Source organism: Jatrophihabitans sp. (assembly GCF_036388195.1).
Lineage (GTDB): Bacteria > Actinomycetota > Actinomycetes > Mycobacteriales > Jatrophihabitantaceae > Jatrophihabitans_A.
This window is the reverse complement of sequence record NZ_DASVSG010000053.1, coordinates 1-15,963: the sequence shown is the minus strand read 5'-3', so window position 1 is coordinate 15,963 and position 15,963 is coordinate 1. Positions and strand designations below refer to the sequence as shown.

10 protein-coding genes, 1 tRNA gene and 1 pseudogene are annotated in these 15,963 nt (G+C 68.5%); 8 read left to right on the top strand and 4 right to left on the bottom strand.

What is annotated here, in order from left to right; translation table 11 throughout:
* Positions 1–41 precede the first annotated feature (41 nt).
* From VF612_RS05050 to argS, 3 genes are read right to left on the bottom strand one after another with little or no spacing between them, the layout of a single operon-like run.
* Positions 42–1,346, bottom strand: coding sequence for a homoserine dehydrogenase (locus tag VF612_RS05050; RefSeq protein ID WP_408658758.1), 1,305 nt, complete (start codon positions 1,344–1,346; stop codon positions 42–44).
* Positions 1,343–2,791, bottom strand: a complete 1,449-nt coding sequence (gene lysA, locus VF612_RS05045; protein WP_408658757.1) for a diaminopimelate decarboxylase — start codon at positions 2,789–2,791, stop codon at positions 1,343–1,345. Before lysA ends, VF612_RS05050 begins: the two co-directional genes overlap by 4 nt.
* 29 nt (positions 2,792–2,820) lie before the next feature.
* Positions 2,821–4,473 carry an arginine--tRNA ligase gene (gene argS, locus VF612_RS05040; protein ID WP_408658756.1) on the bottom strand — a complete coding sequence of 551 codons (1,653 nt, stop codon included), beginning with the start codon at positions 4,471–4,473 and terminating at the stop codon, positions 2,821–2,823.
* 166 nt (positions 4,474–4,639) lie between these two features.
* On the opposite strand from argS, the gene VF612_RS05035 reads away from it, so the two are divergent.
* From VF612_RS05035 to VF612_RS05000, 8 genes are all read left to right on the top strand, one after another.
* Positions 4,640–5,410, top strand: a complete 771-nt coding sequence (locus VF612_RS05035; RefSeq protein ID WP_408658755.1) for a DUF3105 domain-containing protein — start codon at positions 4,640–4,642, stop codon at positions 5,408–5,410.
* A 6-nt stretch (positions 5,411–5,416) separates the two neighbouring features.
* Positions 5,417–6,109: a DUF305 domain-containing protein gene (locus VF612_RS05030; protein WP_408658754.1), complete on the top strand. Its 693-nt coding sequence runs from the start codon at positions 5,417–5,419 to the stop codon at positions 6,107–6,109.
* Positions 6,110–6,207: 98 nt separating this feature from the next.
* A tRNA-Arg gene (locus VF612_RS05025) sits at positions 6,208–6,282 on the top strand.
* An 869-nt stretch (positions 6,283–7,151) separates the two neighbouring features.
* Positions 7,152–7,628 carry a hypothetical protein gene (locus tag VF612_RS05020; protein ID WP_408658753.1) on the top strand — a complete coding sequence of 159 codons (477 nt, stop codon included), beginning with the start codon at positions 7,152–7,154 and terminating at the stop codon, positions 7,626–7,628.
* A 351-nt stretch (positions 7,629–7,979) separates the two neighbouring features.
* The gene (locus VF612_RS05015) at positions 7,980–8,471 is read left to right on the top strand and encodes a pyridoxamine 5'-phosphate oxidase family protein (RefSeq protein WP_408658752.1); all 492 of its coding nucleotides are present in this window, start codon (positions 7,980–7,982) and stop codon (positions 8,469–8,471) included.
* Positions 8,472–8,638: 167 nt separating this feature from the next.
* Entirely contained in the window at positions 8,639–12,076 is a 3,438-nt protein-coding gene (locus VF612_RS05010; protein WP_408658751.1) for a M36 family metallopeptidase, read from the top strand.
* Positions 12,077–12,560: 484 nt separating this feature from the next.
* Positions 12,561–14,678, top strand: coding sequence for a putative bifunctional diguanylate cyclase/phosphodiesterase (locus VF612_RS05005; RefSeq protein WP_408658750.1), 2,118 nt, complete (start codon positions 12,561–12,563; stop codon positions 14,676–14,678).
* A 6-nt stretch (positions 14,679–14,684) separates the two neighbouring features.
* On the top strand, positions 14,685–15,269 hold the full coding sequence (locus VF612_RS05000) for a DUF5317 family protein (RefSeq protein WP_408658749.1): 585 nt from the start codon (positions 14,685–14,687) through the stop codon (positions 15,267–15,269).
* Between the two features lie 68 nt (positions 15,270–15,337).
* Here VF612_RS05000 and VF612_RS04995 read toward each other — a convergent pair.
* Positions 15,338–15,963: pseudogene (locus tag VF612_RS04995) on the bottom strand (exo-alpha-sialidase); the annotation flags it as partial.

Here is a 15,963-nt window from a genome sequence, read left to right as displayed (position 1 = left end):
GGAACCACGAGGTCATGAGGCCGCCGTGGTCTGTGCTGACCTCACTCCGCGGGCAGGCCTTCGACCCGCATCACGCTGCGTACCCGGCGAATGAAATCGTAGGCGGCCAGCCGGCGCACCGTCGCCGCGAGCGCGGCATCCGGCGCGACGTGGGTGACCAGCACGAGGGTGGCCGCGTCGCCACGTCCCTCCTGCCGGACGGTCTGGATGCTCACCCCGTGATCGGCGAACGCGCCCGCCACCGCCGCCAGCACACCGGGACGGTCAGCGACATCGAGGGCGACGTGGTACCGGGTCAGCACCTCTCCGATCGGCTGCACGGCGAGGTCTGCATAGGCGCTCTCACCAGCCCCGCGGCTGCCGCTGAGCCGGTTGCGGGCCACCGCCACCAGATCGCCCAGCACCGCGCTCGCGGTCGGCTCGCCACCGGCGCCGCGCCCGTAGAACATCAGCGAACCCGCCGCCTGCGCCTCGACGTAGACGGCGTTGAACGCCTCCCCCACGCCGGCCAGCGGGTGGGACAGCGGAATCATCGCCGGATGCACCCGCACGGCGACCGACGGCTTGTCCTCGGAGCCGCTGCGCTCGCAGATCGCCAGCAGCTTCACCGTGCAGTCCATCGCCGCCGCGCTGGCCACGTCGGCGGCGGTGACCTCGCTGATCCCCTCGCGGTGCACGTCCGCGGCGGTCACCCGGGTGTGGAAGGCCAGACCGCCCAGGATCGCGGCCTTGGCCGCGGCGTCGAAGCCGTCGATGTCCGCGCTCGGATCGGCCTCGGCGTACCCGAGCGCGGTCGCCTCGGCCAGCGCCTCGGAGAACCCGGCGCCGCTGGCGGTCATCCTGGACAGGATGAAGTTGGTGGTGCCGTTGACGATGCCGATCACCCGGGTGATCCGGTCGCCGGCGAGGGATTCCCGCAGCGGCCGCAGCAGCGGGATCGCCCCGGCCACCGCCGCCTCGTAGTACAGGTCCACGCCGTGGGCGCTGGCCTCGGCGTGCAGGCTGGCGCCGTCCTCGGCCAGCAGCGCCTTGTTGGCGCTGACCACGCTCTTGCCGGACTTCAGCGCGCTCAGCAGCAGGCTGCGGGCCGGCTCGATGCCGCCGATCACCTCGATGACGATGTCGACGTCCTCGCGGGTCACCAGCGCGGCGGCGTCGGTGGTCAGCAGCGCCGGATCGATTCCGGTATGCCGGTTCGGCCGGCGGACCGCAATCCCGACCAGCTCCAGCGGCGCCCCCACCCGGGCGGCGAGTTCGGCCGACTGCTCCTCCAGCAGCCGGGCCACCGCGGCGCCGACGACGCCACAGCCGAGCAGGGCCAGGCGGATCGGCTGGGGACGGCTCACCCGTCGACCCCGCCGACGGGTGAGGCAGCCAGCTGGTCGGCGGCGCTCCACCCGACGTCATTGGCCATCAGCTGCTCGAGGGTCTCCCGGCGCACGATCACCTCCGAGCGCGAGCCGGTCACCGCGACCACCGGCGGGCGCGGAATGCGGTTGTAGTTGCTGGACATGGCGAAGCAGTAGGCGCCGGTCGCGGCGACCGCGAGCAGGTCACCGGGCGCCAGGTCGGCGGGCAGCCAGCAGTCGCGCACCACGATGTCCCCGCTCTCGCAGTGCTTGCCCACCACCCGGGACAGCTGCGGCGGGGCGTCGCTGATCCGGTTGGCCAGCACCACGGTGTAATCGGCCGCGTAGAGCGCGGTGCGGATGTTGTCGCTCATCCCGCCGTCCACCGAGACGTAGTTGCGGACCGTGCCGCCGTCGAGCACGACCGGCTTGACGGTGCCGACCTCGTACAGGGTGAGCATCGACGGGCCGATGATGGCCCGGCCGGGCTCGACCGACAGCCGCGGGACCGCCAGCCCGGCCATCTCGCATTCCCGCTCGACGATCTTGCGCAACCGGGCGGCCACCTCGGCGGCCGGCTGCGGGTCGTCGCCGTCGACGTAGGCGATCCCCTGGCCGCCGCCCAGATCGATCTCGGGCAGCTCCAGGCCGTGCTCGTCCCGGATCTTGGCCAGCAGCCCCACCACCCGGTGCGCGGCCACCTCGAAGCCGCCGGTGTCGAAGATCTGCGAGCCGATGTGGGAGTGCAGACCGACCAGCTCCAGCTGGGGATGGCCGACCACCCGCGCCGCCGCGGCCGCGGCCTGGCCGGCAGCCAGCGAGAAGCCGAACTTCTGGTCCTCGTGAGCGGTGGCGATGAAGGCGTGGGTGTGCGCCTCGACCCCGACCGTGACCCTGATGAGCACCCTCTGACGGACCCCCGCCTCGGCGGCCAGCTGGGCGAGCCGGTCGATCTCGGTGTGGCTGTCCAGCACGATCCGCCCGACGCCGGACTCGACCGCCAGCCGCAGCTCGGCCACCGACTTGTTGTTGCCGTGCAACGCCAGCCGCTGCGGGTCCACGCCGGCCCGCAGCGCGACCGCCAGCTCGCCGGAGGTGCACACGTCGATGCCCAGGCCCTCCTCGGCGAGCAGCCTGGCAACCGTCGTGCACAGGAAGGCCTTGCCTGCGTAGTAGACGTCGCCGCCGGTGAAGGCGGTGGCGTACGTGCGGGCCCGTTGCCGCAGGTCCTCGGTGTCGAGGACGAACAACGGGGTGCCGTGCTCGGCGGCCAGCTGGCTGGCGGGCAGGCCGGCGACCGCGACCTCACTCCCCTGCCGGCCGACATTGGCCGACCAGATCCGCGGGTTGAGCACCGTCAGGTCGGGAGGGGCGATGACCGGCTCGACGGTGGGCAGCGGGTACCCGTGGCTGGGTCCGGCGGGATGTGCTGAGTGACTCACCAGGTATGACCTTCTACTTGCGCTCTGGGCTACTTGCGATCGGGGGCCGACACCCCGAGCATCGACAGGCCGTTGGCCAGCACGGTCCTGGTCGCGACATCGAGCCAGAGCCGGGTGCGGTTGACATCGGTGATCGGCTCGTCGCCGTTGGGCAGCACTCGGCAGGAGTCGTACCAGCGGTGGAACTCCCCCGCCAGCGCCTCCAGGTAGCGGGCGACCCGGTGCGGCTCGCGCAGCTCGGCGGCCTGGGCCACCACCCTCGGAAACTCCCCGAGCGCGGTCAGCAGCGCCGTCTCGGTCTCGTGGGTCAGCAGGTTCGGCTCGAAGACATCGAGCTCGATGCCGACCGCGGCGGCGTTCTTGACCACGTTGACGGTCCGGGCATGGGCGTACTGCACGTAGTGCACCGGGTTCTCGTTGGTGGCCCGGGTCAGCAGGTCCAGGTCGATGTCCAGCGTCGAGTCGGCCGACGAGCGGGCCAGCTGGTAGCGGGCGGCGTCCACCCCGACCGCGTCCACCAGGTCCTCCAGGGTGATCACGTTGCCGGCCCGCTTGCCCATCCGGATCGGCTTGCCGTCCTTGACCAGGTTCACCATCTGCCCGATCAGGATCTGCAGGTTCACCCCCGGGGTGTCGCCGAAGCAGGCGCACATGGCCATCAGCCGCCCGACGTAGCCGTGGTGGTCCGCGCCCAGCATGATGATCACCCGGTTGAAGCCGCGCTCGCGCTTGTCGAGGTAGTAGGCCAGGTCACCGGCGATGTAGGCGGCGTCGCCGTCGCGCTTGATGACCACCCGGTCCTTGTCGTCGCCGAAGTCGGTGGTCCGCAGCCAGATCGCGCCGTCGGCCTCGTAGATCCGGCCCTGGTCCCGCAGCCGGGCGACCGCCCGCTGCACCGCGCCGGAGGAATGCAGGGAGTTCTCGTGGAAGTAGACGTCGAAGTCCACGCCAAAGTCGTGCAGGCTCTGCTTGATCTCGGCGAACATCAGCTCCACGCCAACCTGCCGGAACAGCTCCTGGGCCTCCTCGCGGGGCAGTGAGACCGCCTCCGGGCGCTCGGCGACGATCCGCCCGGCGATCTCGCCGATGTAGGAACCGGCATAGCCGTCCTCGGGGACGTCCTCGCCGAGCGCGGCGGCCAGCAGCGACCGGGCGAACCGGTCCACCTGGGCGCCGTGGTCGTTGAAGTAGTACTCCCGGCTCACCTCGGCGCCGCTGGCCTGCAGCACCCGCGCCAGCGAGTCGCCCACCGCGGCCCACCGGACCCCGCCGATGTGCACCGGGCCGGTCGGGTTCGCCGAGACGAACTCGAGGTTGACCTTCTCGCCGGCCAGGGTCGTCGAGCGGCCGTATTCGGCGCCCTGCTCGACGATGACGCGGGCGAGGCCGCCGAGGCTGGCGCTGTCCAGGGTGATGTTGAGGAAGCCGGGGCCGGCCACGTCGACGGCGGCGATGCCCTCGACGTCCAGCAGGAGCTTGGCGATCGTCTCGGCGATCTCGCGGGGCGGGCGGCCGGCGGCCTTGGCCAGCCGCATCGCGATGTTGCTGGCGTAGTCACCGTGGGCGCGGTTCTTGGGACGCTCGACGACGAGCTCGGCAGGCGGGTCGGCGCTGAACGCACCGGATTCGACAGCGCGCTCGACGGCGCTCCGCAGCACGGAGCTGAGTTCGTCTGGGGTCACCGGGCCAATTCTAGTGCGGGACGCCGGGCGTTTTCTCCGGCCTGCCGTCCGGGCGCGCTGCCGGAGACCGGCTGGCTGCCGAGGCGATCCACAGGTACGGCGCCTAGACTGAGGCCCGAAAGTACGGCAGCGTGCGCTGCGCTCACAACGCGACGAAAGCGACTCGATGACCAATCCGACGAAGCCGGCGTCTGGTGGCCCGAAGAAGAACCAGCCTGGCAAGGGTCCCGCTGGCGGCACGGGCCCGGGCAAGGGCAGCACGGCCATGGGCAAGGGCTCGGCTGGCAGCACCGCCGGCAAGGGGCCGGCCAACCGCGCCCAGTCCAAGAAGATCGTGAACCAGCGGCAGACGCCGTGGGGGCTGATCATCGCCACCACGCTGATCGTGGCGCTCGCGGTCGGCGTCATCGGCTATGCGGTGAGCCAGAACAAGAAGAAGTCCGACGCGAAGAACCCCGACAAGATCGCGGGCATCGTGCACAAGACCTTCACCGGCGGCGACCACAAGACCGGCCCGATCACCTATGCCGAGTCCCCGCCGATGGGTGGCCCGCACTCCGGGATCTGGGCCGACTGCGAGGGCACGGTCTACCCGACCCAGATCGCCAGCGAGAATGCCGTGCACGGCCTGGAGCACGGCGCCGTCTGGATCACCTACAAGCCGGGGCTGCCCGCGGATCAGCTCGAGGTGCTGAACAAGCTGACCGCCGGTAAGCCGTACACGCTGCTGACCCCGTACGACGGGCTGAAGTCGAACGTGTCACTGCAGGCCTGGGGCTACCAGCTGTTCGTGGACTCGGCCACCGACAAGCGGGTCGAGCGTTTCATCGAGGCGTTGCGGCAGAGCCAGACCAACACTCCGGAGCTCGGCGCCAGCTGCAGCAACCCGCCTTTCAAGGCCAACCCCAGCACGCCCGGCAAGCCCACGGAGTCCTGACCTCCGATGGTGCTGAGCGCTGACCACCCCGAGCTGACGGCTGAGGAGCGCGAGCCCGTGGCCGGCGGTCGGCTGCGCACGCTGCTGTTCGTGGTGCTGGGTGTGGCCAGCCTGCTGCTGGCCGGCGGCGTCGGCTACGTCGCCGGCCACCGGACCGGGTCGGCCACCCCGGGCGCGAAGTCGGTGGACGCGGGCTTCACCTGGGACATGGCCGCGCACCACCGGCAGGCGGTGACGATGGCCGGCTACGTCCGCGACCACAGCACAGACGGGCTGGTCCGGACGCTGGCCTATGACATCGAGACCAGCCAGTTCAACCAGGTGGGGCAGTTCCAGGGCTGGCTGGACGCCTGGGGCCTGCCGCCGCAGAACCCGCGGGCGCCCATGAGCTGGATGTCGGGCGGGCATGACATGAGCTCGATGGCCTCCGGTGGCTTGATGCCGGGCATGGCCACCCCGGCCGAGGTCGACAAGCTGCAGACGATGACCGGCAAGGCGATGGACGTCTACTTCCTGCAGTTGATGCTGCGCCACCACCAGGGCGGCCTGGCGATGGCGCAGTACGGGGCCGAGCACGCCAGCGAGGCCTACGTGCGCAACTTCGCCCAGAAGATCGCGACGGCCCAGAGCGCCGAGACCGTGCTGATGGAGAGGCTGCTGCGCGAGCGTGGCGCCAGCCCGTTGCCGCCGCCGTCCTGACCCGGCGTCTCGCCCTGCCACCGGGCCGACGATCGGCGGCTGCTAGCATTTTCCTCGGTCAGCGGGCAGCGTCCAGGCGCGTGAACCAGGGCCGTCAGGCCCCCGTAGCTCAGGGGATAGAGCGCTACCCTCCGGAGGTAGAAGCGCAGGTTCGAATCCTGCCGGGGGCACCAGAGAAATCGTTCTTCGAAACTTCGGCGTAAAGATCTTGGTCGGGAGTTTCGCGCTGTCGCCATCTGGCGTTGGAGATTGTCGACGCGCAGGGCCTGCCCTCGTCCAAACGCATAGGTTCGTTCCGGCATCGGCAGATACGCGATGCTAACTGTCCTAAGAGGCCACAGCTCAGAGACCAACTTCAATACACTTGTAGTGAGAGAAGAAAATAGGTACGTCCCTGCCTAGCTGGGCCGCGGCCAGCGGCCCGCTCTCACGACTCGAGCGGCAGCCGAGCAGGATAGTCTCCACCCCGCCGACTTCCCGCGGCACCACGAGACAGAAGTAGTAGAGGTAGCGGCGGGCCTAAGACGTGGGGATACAGAGCTGATGAACCAGGCAGCCCGGCGCCAAAGTCAAGATCAACTAATACGTGATGACGGCTGAGTGTTAGGTACCGGGTTCCGGACCGGCAGACCGAGTCAGCATCCGCGACGCTGCCGCCAAAAGACCTCCTTTCCGGATGGGTCCGCTCGGAGTAGCCTGCAATCGTTGAGTTCCGACCCCTCAGCCGCACTCTCGCCGCCTAGATGTGAGGGAGAACCAAGTCATGTCCCCCTACGAGGATCAGTCAGGCGCATTGCCGACCGAAGCCGTCACTAAAGAAGAAACAGTCACCTTGGTGAGGTCGCTCTTGGTCGATTGGAAAGTTCTCGAACACCTGCACCAGCAGGGTATCGTTGACGAGCAAGTCCTGTTGCGGCGTGCAGCCGACGGTTGCTGTAAGCCGGATGGCGGGACATGCTGCGTGAATAGGCGCATGGAACTCCCACAGACGAAGGTTTAGAGTGTTGCGGCGCTAGCGTGGCCTGAGGTATGGAGTGCACCAGTGGCGATCTCGAACGAGCAACTGCGGTTCGCTTTTCTCAGTCCGGAGATGCGTTGCTACTTTGGCAAGAAGTTTCCAGCCGTGCCAGCAGGAGAGCTGGACATAAGAATCGAGGAAGCACTCAAATTCCTCAATATAGCTGATCACTGCTCGGGAAGCATACCCGTTACGACAGAGATAGACGATATCTGGCACTTTTGGATCTTGGAAACGCGCGAATACATGAAGTTATGCTCCCGGCTTCAAGGACGGGAGTATATCCACCACGTATCCAATGCTTATGCTCAGTGCCTGGCCAGCTCAGAGCCCCTCGTACAGAATACAATCGCCCAAGATATCGGCGTGCTGGCGACCTATGTCTTGAACTATGGACCGTTCGAAGAAGACCGAGTCAAATACTGGCTACTGGCGACGCACCTGACCGAACAATGCGGGATGACTGTCAGAGACCTTAACGAATGGTTGATATCAAGATAGCGACCAGCGAGGCTTTGAATGGTCAGTTCGACGATGAGTCGCAGGATTAGCTAGTTCTGGTCGTTTGCAGCCCCATTTGATCCCGAACTTCCCTGGGCATAGCAGTCAAAATAAGAAGGATGAGGCACGCTCATCCTCACCGTCGTACGGTGTTCCTCGGATCTGGCGTGCGAAGGGCCAAAGTCTCGGAAATCATCAGCGTTGCTAAGCTCCTTGTCCGATCCAACCAGATTTGGGATAGATAAAGGGTTCTAGGATGCTCAATTCAGGGCGCCTTGAAGAGCCAATGCCGTGACGACAGTCATGTCAGCTGCCCGACAGATCTGAGTACGCCAGGGTTAGCATCTGCGGATGGCCGGCTGGGAAGAGTTCGCCGCACGCGCTCCGCGCATCGCCGAGATCTTCACCCGGCGGCATGCGGCGACCGGAAACCTGTGCATGCTGGCCACCCTGCGCTCGGACGGCTTCCCGCGGATCAGCCCGATGGAGCCACGGTTCTTCGAGGGCCGGCTGTGGTTGGTCGGCATGCCCGGCACCACGAAGTTCCGCGACCTGGCGCGTGACCCGCGGTTCTGCCTGCACACCGCCACCGTCGACACCCAGGTCACCGACGGCGACGCCAAGCTCTGGGGCCTCGCGCGCGACGTTCAAGACCCCGCGCTGCACCAGCGCTTCGCCGACGACCTGTTCGCCGACACCGGCCTCGACCTCCGGGACACCGCGTTCGACCACTTCTACGACACCGAGCTGACCGGCGCCTCCGCAGTCGAGTACGCCGGCGGCCATCTCGACATCACGGTCTGGACGCCGGGCCAGGCAGAGCGCGTGATCCGCAAGCACTGAAGAGGGGACGCGCCTTTCTCCACCCGCCGAATAGCGCCGTCAAGGACCTCTGCCAAATTTCTGTGACCCACACCGCATCCTTTCCCGACGCCGCGCGTTGGTAGGTACTTGATAAGAAAAATGCGGCCGCCTGCACCCCCGTATCCGGCCCCGTCCGTGGAGGCTTCATGACCCAACACGTCCGCTCGAGGCGACGCCGCGTCGCCGTTCAACTCGGCGCAGCCGCGCTGGCCACCGGTGTGGCCATCGGCATGACCAGCGGGGTAGGCGCGTTCGCCGCCCCGTCGACTGCCTCACCCGGCGGGGCAGGCGGCAACCTGTCGCTGCTGGACGTCCCCATCGGCTTCTCCGACATCGATGCCCGGGTCGGCCAGATCGAGCCGACCGCCGCCCAGCAGGACCGGATCGCCCAGTTGGGCGCCGACGCCAGGTTCACCCGGTACGGCACCGTCGGCTCGATGATCAAGTACGGCAGCTACCTGGGCACCGGCTACACCGGCGACGCGGTCGCCGTGGCCCGGGCCTGGCTCAAGAGCAACGCCGAGCTGTTCCGGATGACGCCGGCCGAGGTCGACGCCCTGCCGCTGCTCAACGACCAGCGCATGGCGGGCGGCGCCGGCCACGCCGTGCTGTTCCGCCAGCAGTACGGTTCCCTCCCCGCCGCCCAGGACGGCCTGATCGACGTCAGCGTGACCGGCGACAAGGTCGTCTACGTCTCCTCCTCGGCGACCGGCCCGCAGACCGCGCCTCCCGCCGCCACCCTGTCCGCCACCACGGCCTGGCTCAAGGCCGCCGCCAGCGTCGGACGCGCCGTCGAGGCGCCCACGCTGTCGGTTCCCACCGTCCAGGACGGCTGGACCGTCTTCTCCGTGACCGGCTTCGGCCAGCAGCAGCGAGCCCGCCTGGTCGCGGTGCCCACCCCTGCCGGCCAGGCACGGCCGGCCTACGAGACCATCGTGCTGGACGTGCAGGGCGGCTCGGCACAGGCCTACACGGTGTTCGTCGACGCCATCACCGGCCAGACCCTGATGCGCTACAACCGGGTCAACCACAGCGAGGCCAGCAACCAGTTCGACGCCACCTTCACCGAGGCCGGCTGTGGCCCCGCGGTGACCGGGGGCACGGTCGACGCGGCCACCAAGCAGATCGCGATCGCGGCGACCGCGACGGTGCCGAGCAACGACATCGTGGTCAAGCTGGTGTTCAACGGCGTCACCGTGGCCAGCACTGACACCGGCGTCGGCCAGGAGGAGCTGACCTACGCCCCCGCCGGTGGCGTGCCCGCCGGGGACTACTTCGTGCAGATCTGCCCGTCCCCCAACCCGGCCGGGCCGTTCGTCGCTCCGTACACCGCCTCCGGGGTGTTCCTGTCCTCCAACACCGCCGGCCCCGCTGGCGCCGGCCTGCCCTACCCGCCGAAGTGGAAGTACTTCTTCAACGCCCCGCCGATGGACTACTCCTCGACCGACAGCCGCAAGACCGGCTGCTGGGAGACCACCAACCAGACCGGCTGCGACCGCAAGGAGCAGAACCTCGCCTCCCGGGCGCCGTGGGACGTCAACCCGAACACCGGCCTGCCGACCTTCACCACCTCGGGGAACAACGCGCTGACCGCCGAGTCGTGGCTGTCACCGCTGACCCCGGGCCCGCTCGGGCAACGCCCGTTCGCTCCTGACCGCAACTACAGCTACCCGTGGACCAACAGCTGGCACACCTCCAAGTGCGACCCGACGAACCTCGTCACCGGCAACCGCAACGACATCGACGCGGCGGTGACGAACCTGTTCAGCGGCCACAACCGGTTCCACGACTTCTCCTACTTCCTCGGCTTCACCGAGGGCAACTACAACGCCCAGCTCAGCAACTACGGCAATGGCGGCGCCCAGGGTGATCCCGAGATCGGCAACGTCCAGGCCGGCGCCGTCAGTGGCGGCGCGCCGTCCTACCAGGGCCGCGACAACGCCAACCAGGTCACCCTGAACGACGGCATCGCTCCGATCACCAACCAGTACCTGTTCCAGCCGATCTCCGGGGCGTTCTACGCGGCCTGCTCCGATGGCGACTACGACGCCTCGGTGTTCGGCCACGAGTACACCCACCTGATCAGCAACCGGATGGTGGGCGGCCCGGACGCCGGGCTCTCCGGCCACCAGGCCGGCTCCATGGGCGAGAGCTGGGGCGACCTCGACGCGCTGGAGTACCTGCACGAGTTCGGCTACACCCCCCAGAACGGTGAGAACCCCTGGGCCGAAGGTCCCTACGTCACCGGCAACAAGGAGCGGGGCATCCGCAACTACGGCCTCAACGCCAACCCGCTGAACTACAGCGACATCGGCTTCGACATCACCGGTCCCGAGGTGCATGCCGACGGCGAGGTCTGGAACGCGGTGAACTACGACATCCGCCAGGCCCTGGTGGCCAAGTACAACAGCACTCACCCGGCGTCCAACGCCGCTCTGCAACTGCGGTGCGCGCAGGGTGAGCTGCCGGCCGACCAGTGCCCGGGCAACCGGCGCTGGATCCAGCTGGTCTACGACGGCTGGCTGATGCAGCCGTCGGCCGAGAGCATGCTCGACGCCCGCGACAGCTACCTGGCCGCTGACATGATGCGCTTCGGCGGCGCCAACCAGACTGCGCTGTGGACGGCATTCGCCAAGCGGGGCTTCGGCAAGGACGCGGCCACCCTGGGCACCGACGACACCGATCCGCGGCCGAGCTTCGTGGCCCGGACCGGATCGCGGGCCGGCACCGTGAAGTTCACCCTGACCGCTGCGGACAAGGCCGGCACGCCAAGGGTCGCCGGCGCGAAGATCTACGTCGGCCCGTACTCGGCCGGCATCACCCCGGTGGCGACCTCGGACGCCAACGGCCTGGCGAGCTTCACCGCCGAGCCCGGTTCCTACACCATCACGGTGCAGAAGCCCGGCTTCGGCCTGCAGAGCTTCACCCAGACGGTGACGGCGGTGACGACCACGGCTCGGACGCTGGGACTGCCGACCAACCTGGCCTCGTCGGCCAACGGCGCCACCATCACCGGCGATGCCACCAGCGTCAACCTCACCGGGCTCATCGATGACACCGAGGCGACCAACTGGACCGATGACACCGCGGTTCCGGTCAACGTCAGCAAGCCGTCGGTCGTGGTTCGCCTGGCCAACACCGCCACCGGCCCGGTGACGGTCCGCACGGTGCAGGTCAGCGCCTTCACCCAGCAGACCGGCGGCAGGTTCGACGCCTTGCGGCAGTTCGCCATCGCGGCGTGCACCGCGAGCGCGGCCAACCTCAACTGCGCCAGCCCGACGGGCTTCACCACCATCTACACCAGCCCGGCGAACGCCTTCCCGGCCGGCCAGCCGCGGCCGCTGGCGCCCGACCTGCTGGTGCGCAAGTTCGACATCCCCGACAGGCTGGCAACCCACCTGAAGCTGATCGTGCTGAACAACCAGTGCACCGGCACGCCGGCGTACCGGGGCGATCAGGACAACGATCCGGCCAACGACAGCGACTGTGTCACCGGATCGAGCACCACCAACCCGCTGCTGGCGCCGAACGCGGGCACCGTCAAGGCAGCTGAGTTCCAGGCGTTCACCTCCGCGCTGAGGTAACCCGCTCGGTACCAACCGCATCCCGCTGCTGGCCGGCGGACCGCACACGGTCCGCCGGCCAGTGGCGTGCTCGGGGTCTCGCGGCGTCTCGTCCCTGCCACCTCACCTCGAACTTAACTTCGTACTCACATCAGGCTCAAGTATGACGGCCGTTGTCCGATACGGAGAAAGACCACTCATGTCGAGGGGTCAGGAAGTGACGTCCGGGGAGCCGGCTCGCGACGGTGGTTACGCCACCAGCTGCGTGACGGCGATCGGGCGTCATGTCTCAGGAGGAGGAATCATGAAGTATCTGGTGGTTCGGACCATGTGTTCGGCAACGGTAATGACGGCCATCGTCGCGGTGGTCGCTGCCGGCCACAAGTTCCGCTGACGACTGTCGCGGGGGCCCCGTAGGTCCTTCGGGGCCACCGTGACTTCCGCGCACCGAGCGGGGGCGTCTTCGGTCGCCGCCACGACCTGATGTGCGTTGGCAGGAGGCCCAGTGCGTACGGCTGATCGACGCAGCCTCCTGCTGTACATGTGGATCGTGGTCGGCATCGCCGTCCCGCTGATCGTGCTTGTCGCCAGCCAGGCCTTCGACAAGCCACCCCCCGACCTCGCCGGTCGCGAGGGGGTCATCCTGGCGGTGTTCTGCATCGTGCTCGCCCTCGGCGAGATGTGGCCCATTCCGGTGGCCCGCGGCCGGGAGGCCGGCGATGAGATCACGGTGTCGAGCACCTTCGGCTTCGCGCTGCTGCTGATCGCGCCGGTGTTCATCACCGTCGCCGCCCAGGCCCTGGCGCTCACCATCGACTGCCTGGTGCGTGGCCGTCCGCGCAACAGGCTGCCTTTCAACATCGCCCAATACGCGCTGGCGTTCATCAGCGCGCGCTTGGTGTACGCCGTGCTGACGGGTCAGCCGTTCACCCCCTACGAGCACATCCCGGCGCCGAACCTGCCTGCGTCGCTGGTCGCCGCGACCGTATTCCTGCTGGTGAACAACTTCCTGGTCGGCTTCGCGGTGGCGATCAGCCTGCAGCTGCGGCTGCACCGGGTGCTGATGGAGGACCTTGCCTGGCAGATCTCCACCTCGGCCCCGCTGCTGGGCCTGGGCCCGCTGGCCGCCCAGGCGATGTCCTGGACACCATGGTCGATCATCCTGCTGCTGGTGCCCATCGCGGCGCTGCACCGCAGCGGCAAGACCGCGATGCGACGCGAGCAGGAAGCCCTGCGCGACACCCTCACCGGGTTGGCCAACCGCACCATGCTGACCAATGCGACCGAGCGGGCCCTGTCGAGCCTGTCCGGCCAGACGGCCATGCTGCTGATCGACCTCGATCATTTCAAGGACATCAACGACACCCTCGGGCACGCGGTCGGCGATCAGATGCTGATCGCGGTGGCCGAACGACTCAGCGCCGAAGCCGGCCCGGACGACCTCGTCGGGCGGCTGGGCGGTGATGAGTTCGTGGTCCTGAAGCGCAGCGGCACCGATTCGGCGTCGGTGATCGAGCTGGCCGAGCGGCTGTGCGCCGCCGTCCGCGAACCGGTCGTGCTGCACGGGGTCACCCTGACCGTCGGCTGCTCGGTCGGCATCGCGTTCAGCCCGCAGCACGCCGAGTCGGTGGCAGACCTGCTGCGCTGCGCGGACATCGCCCTGTACACCGCCAAGGCGACCCGGGGGACGGCGTCGGTCTATGACCGGCAGGGCGATCGGCATTCGGCCGCGCTGCTCGGCCTGCAGGCAGACCTGCGCTCGGCGCTGGAGAACGAGCAGGACACCCAGCTGTGGGTGGCCTACCAACCTCAGCTGGACCTCGCCAGCGGAACGATCGCGTCGGTCGAGTGCCTGGCGCGCTGGCGGCACCCGACCCTCGGTGACGTGCCACCGGACACCTTCATCCCCATCGCCGAAAGCACCTCCCTGATCGACATGTTGCTGCACCGGGTGCTCGACCAGGCGCTCGGCCAGCTCGCCGTCTGGGACGACGCCGGCCTGCACCTGACCGCCTGCGTGAACCTGTCGGCCCGCCAGCTGAGCGACATGTCGCTGCCCGACACCATCAGCCGGCATCTGCGGCTGCACGGCATCCCGGCCGGCCGGCTGGTGCTCGAAGTGACCGAGAGCCGCCTGATGGCCGATCCCGAGCACAGCGCCGGCATCCTGCATGGACTGCACGGCCTGGGCGTGCAAATCTCCATCGACGACTTCGGCACCGGCTACTCGTCGCTGTCCTATCTTCAGCGCCTGGCGGCCGAGGAGCTCAAGATCGACAAGAGTTTCACCGCCACGCTCGGCGAGTCCGGCAACGCGACCATCGTCCGCAGCACGATCGACCTCGGTCACAACCTCGGGCTGCGGGTGGTCGCGGAAGGGGTGGAGGACCTGCAGACCGCTGATGAGCTCGCCGAGATGGGCTGCGACCTGCTGCAGGGATACCTGATCGGCAAGCCGATGCCCGCCGCGGACCTGTCGCTGCTGCTCGCGGCGCCGTTGCCACCGGTACGCCGCCGGGTCCCCGGGCCGGACCGGGCAGGCAGGCAACGGCTGCTGGAGCTGATACCCCCTCATTCAACGCGGGCGGCGCCGGTGACCGTCCTGTTCGACAAGGCGGAGTGACCCGACATGTTCATGGCCTTCATGGCGCTGCTCATCATCTGCTCCGCCCCGCTCTTCGGTGGCCGGCTCGAGCGGCTGGCCGGCGTCCGGCTCCGGCACAGCTGGCTGATCCTGCTGGCCCTCGGGGTCCAGGTGATCATCACCGACGTGTACTCCGCCGGCCCGCGGCCGCTGCTGGTCGCCCTGCACCTGGCCAGCTACGCAGCAGCCGGGATCGCGCTCTGGGTCAACCGGGCGCTGCCTGGACTGCTGGTGCTCGGCGCCGGCGCGCTGCTCAATGCCGCTGTGATCGCGCTGAACGGCGGCACGCTGCCGGCCGATCCGCACGCGCTGGCGGTGGCCGGCCTACCCACCGACACCGATGCCTTCGCCAACAGCGGCGCCCTCAAGGATCCGGTGTTGCCGTGGCTGGGCGACATCATCGCCACGCCCGGCTGGCTGCCGTTGCGCAACGTCATCAGCATCGGCGACCTGATCATCCTGGCCGGGCTGGCGATCCTGGTGCACTCGGCGACCCGGAGCAGGCTCGCCGCGCCGTTCCTGGCCTCCGGACGCCATCCCGAGCGCAAGCACGGACCCTCGCTGCGATAGACCCGGCCAGAACGCACGAAGGGCGCTGCCGTCGAACCCGACGGCAGCGCCCTTGCGTTCAAAGCCGATCAGCCGCTGGGCACTCCCACGTTGGCGGTCCGCAGCTCCTGGTCGTTGGCCACCGCGGCGTTGGACGCGCTGGCGGTGCAGAGCTCCGGCGCGTTACCGGCCGTGGCGGTGCCGGGGCAGATGAACAGCTGGGGGGTGCGGGTATCCGTCCACACCGGATGGGCATTCTCGGTGACGGCCAGCCCGGGATAGTCGCCCATGAACACCCCGTCGAACTGGGTGGGCGGCGGCATCGACGACGACGTGACCCGCTTCACCCCGAAGTTCACGAGGTCGTTGCTGCCGGACAGGCTGACGTCGGAGAACCCGGTCAGCTCGTCGGTGCCGTACTGCCGGTCGTAGTAGGAGACGGCGAGCTTGCCGTTCTTGGTGAAGCCGATCCACTGCCACCACTGGTCGGTGGTCCTGTGGCCCGGCTCGGTGGTGACCACCTGCAGCACCCGCGGGTCCTGCGTCGCGCCGGTGAACGTGTTGCCCTTGTCGGTGGACACGCTGATCAGGATGTCGTTGTTGCACGTCCCCGGCCCCTTCACCCCGGTGTAGAGATTGAGCCTGATCGCTGAGAACCCGGTCGGCACGCAGCCGTTGGCCTCGTTGGAGTTCTTGTTGATGTAGGAGCCGAACG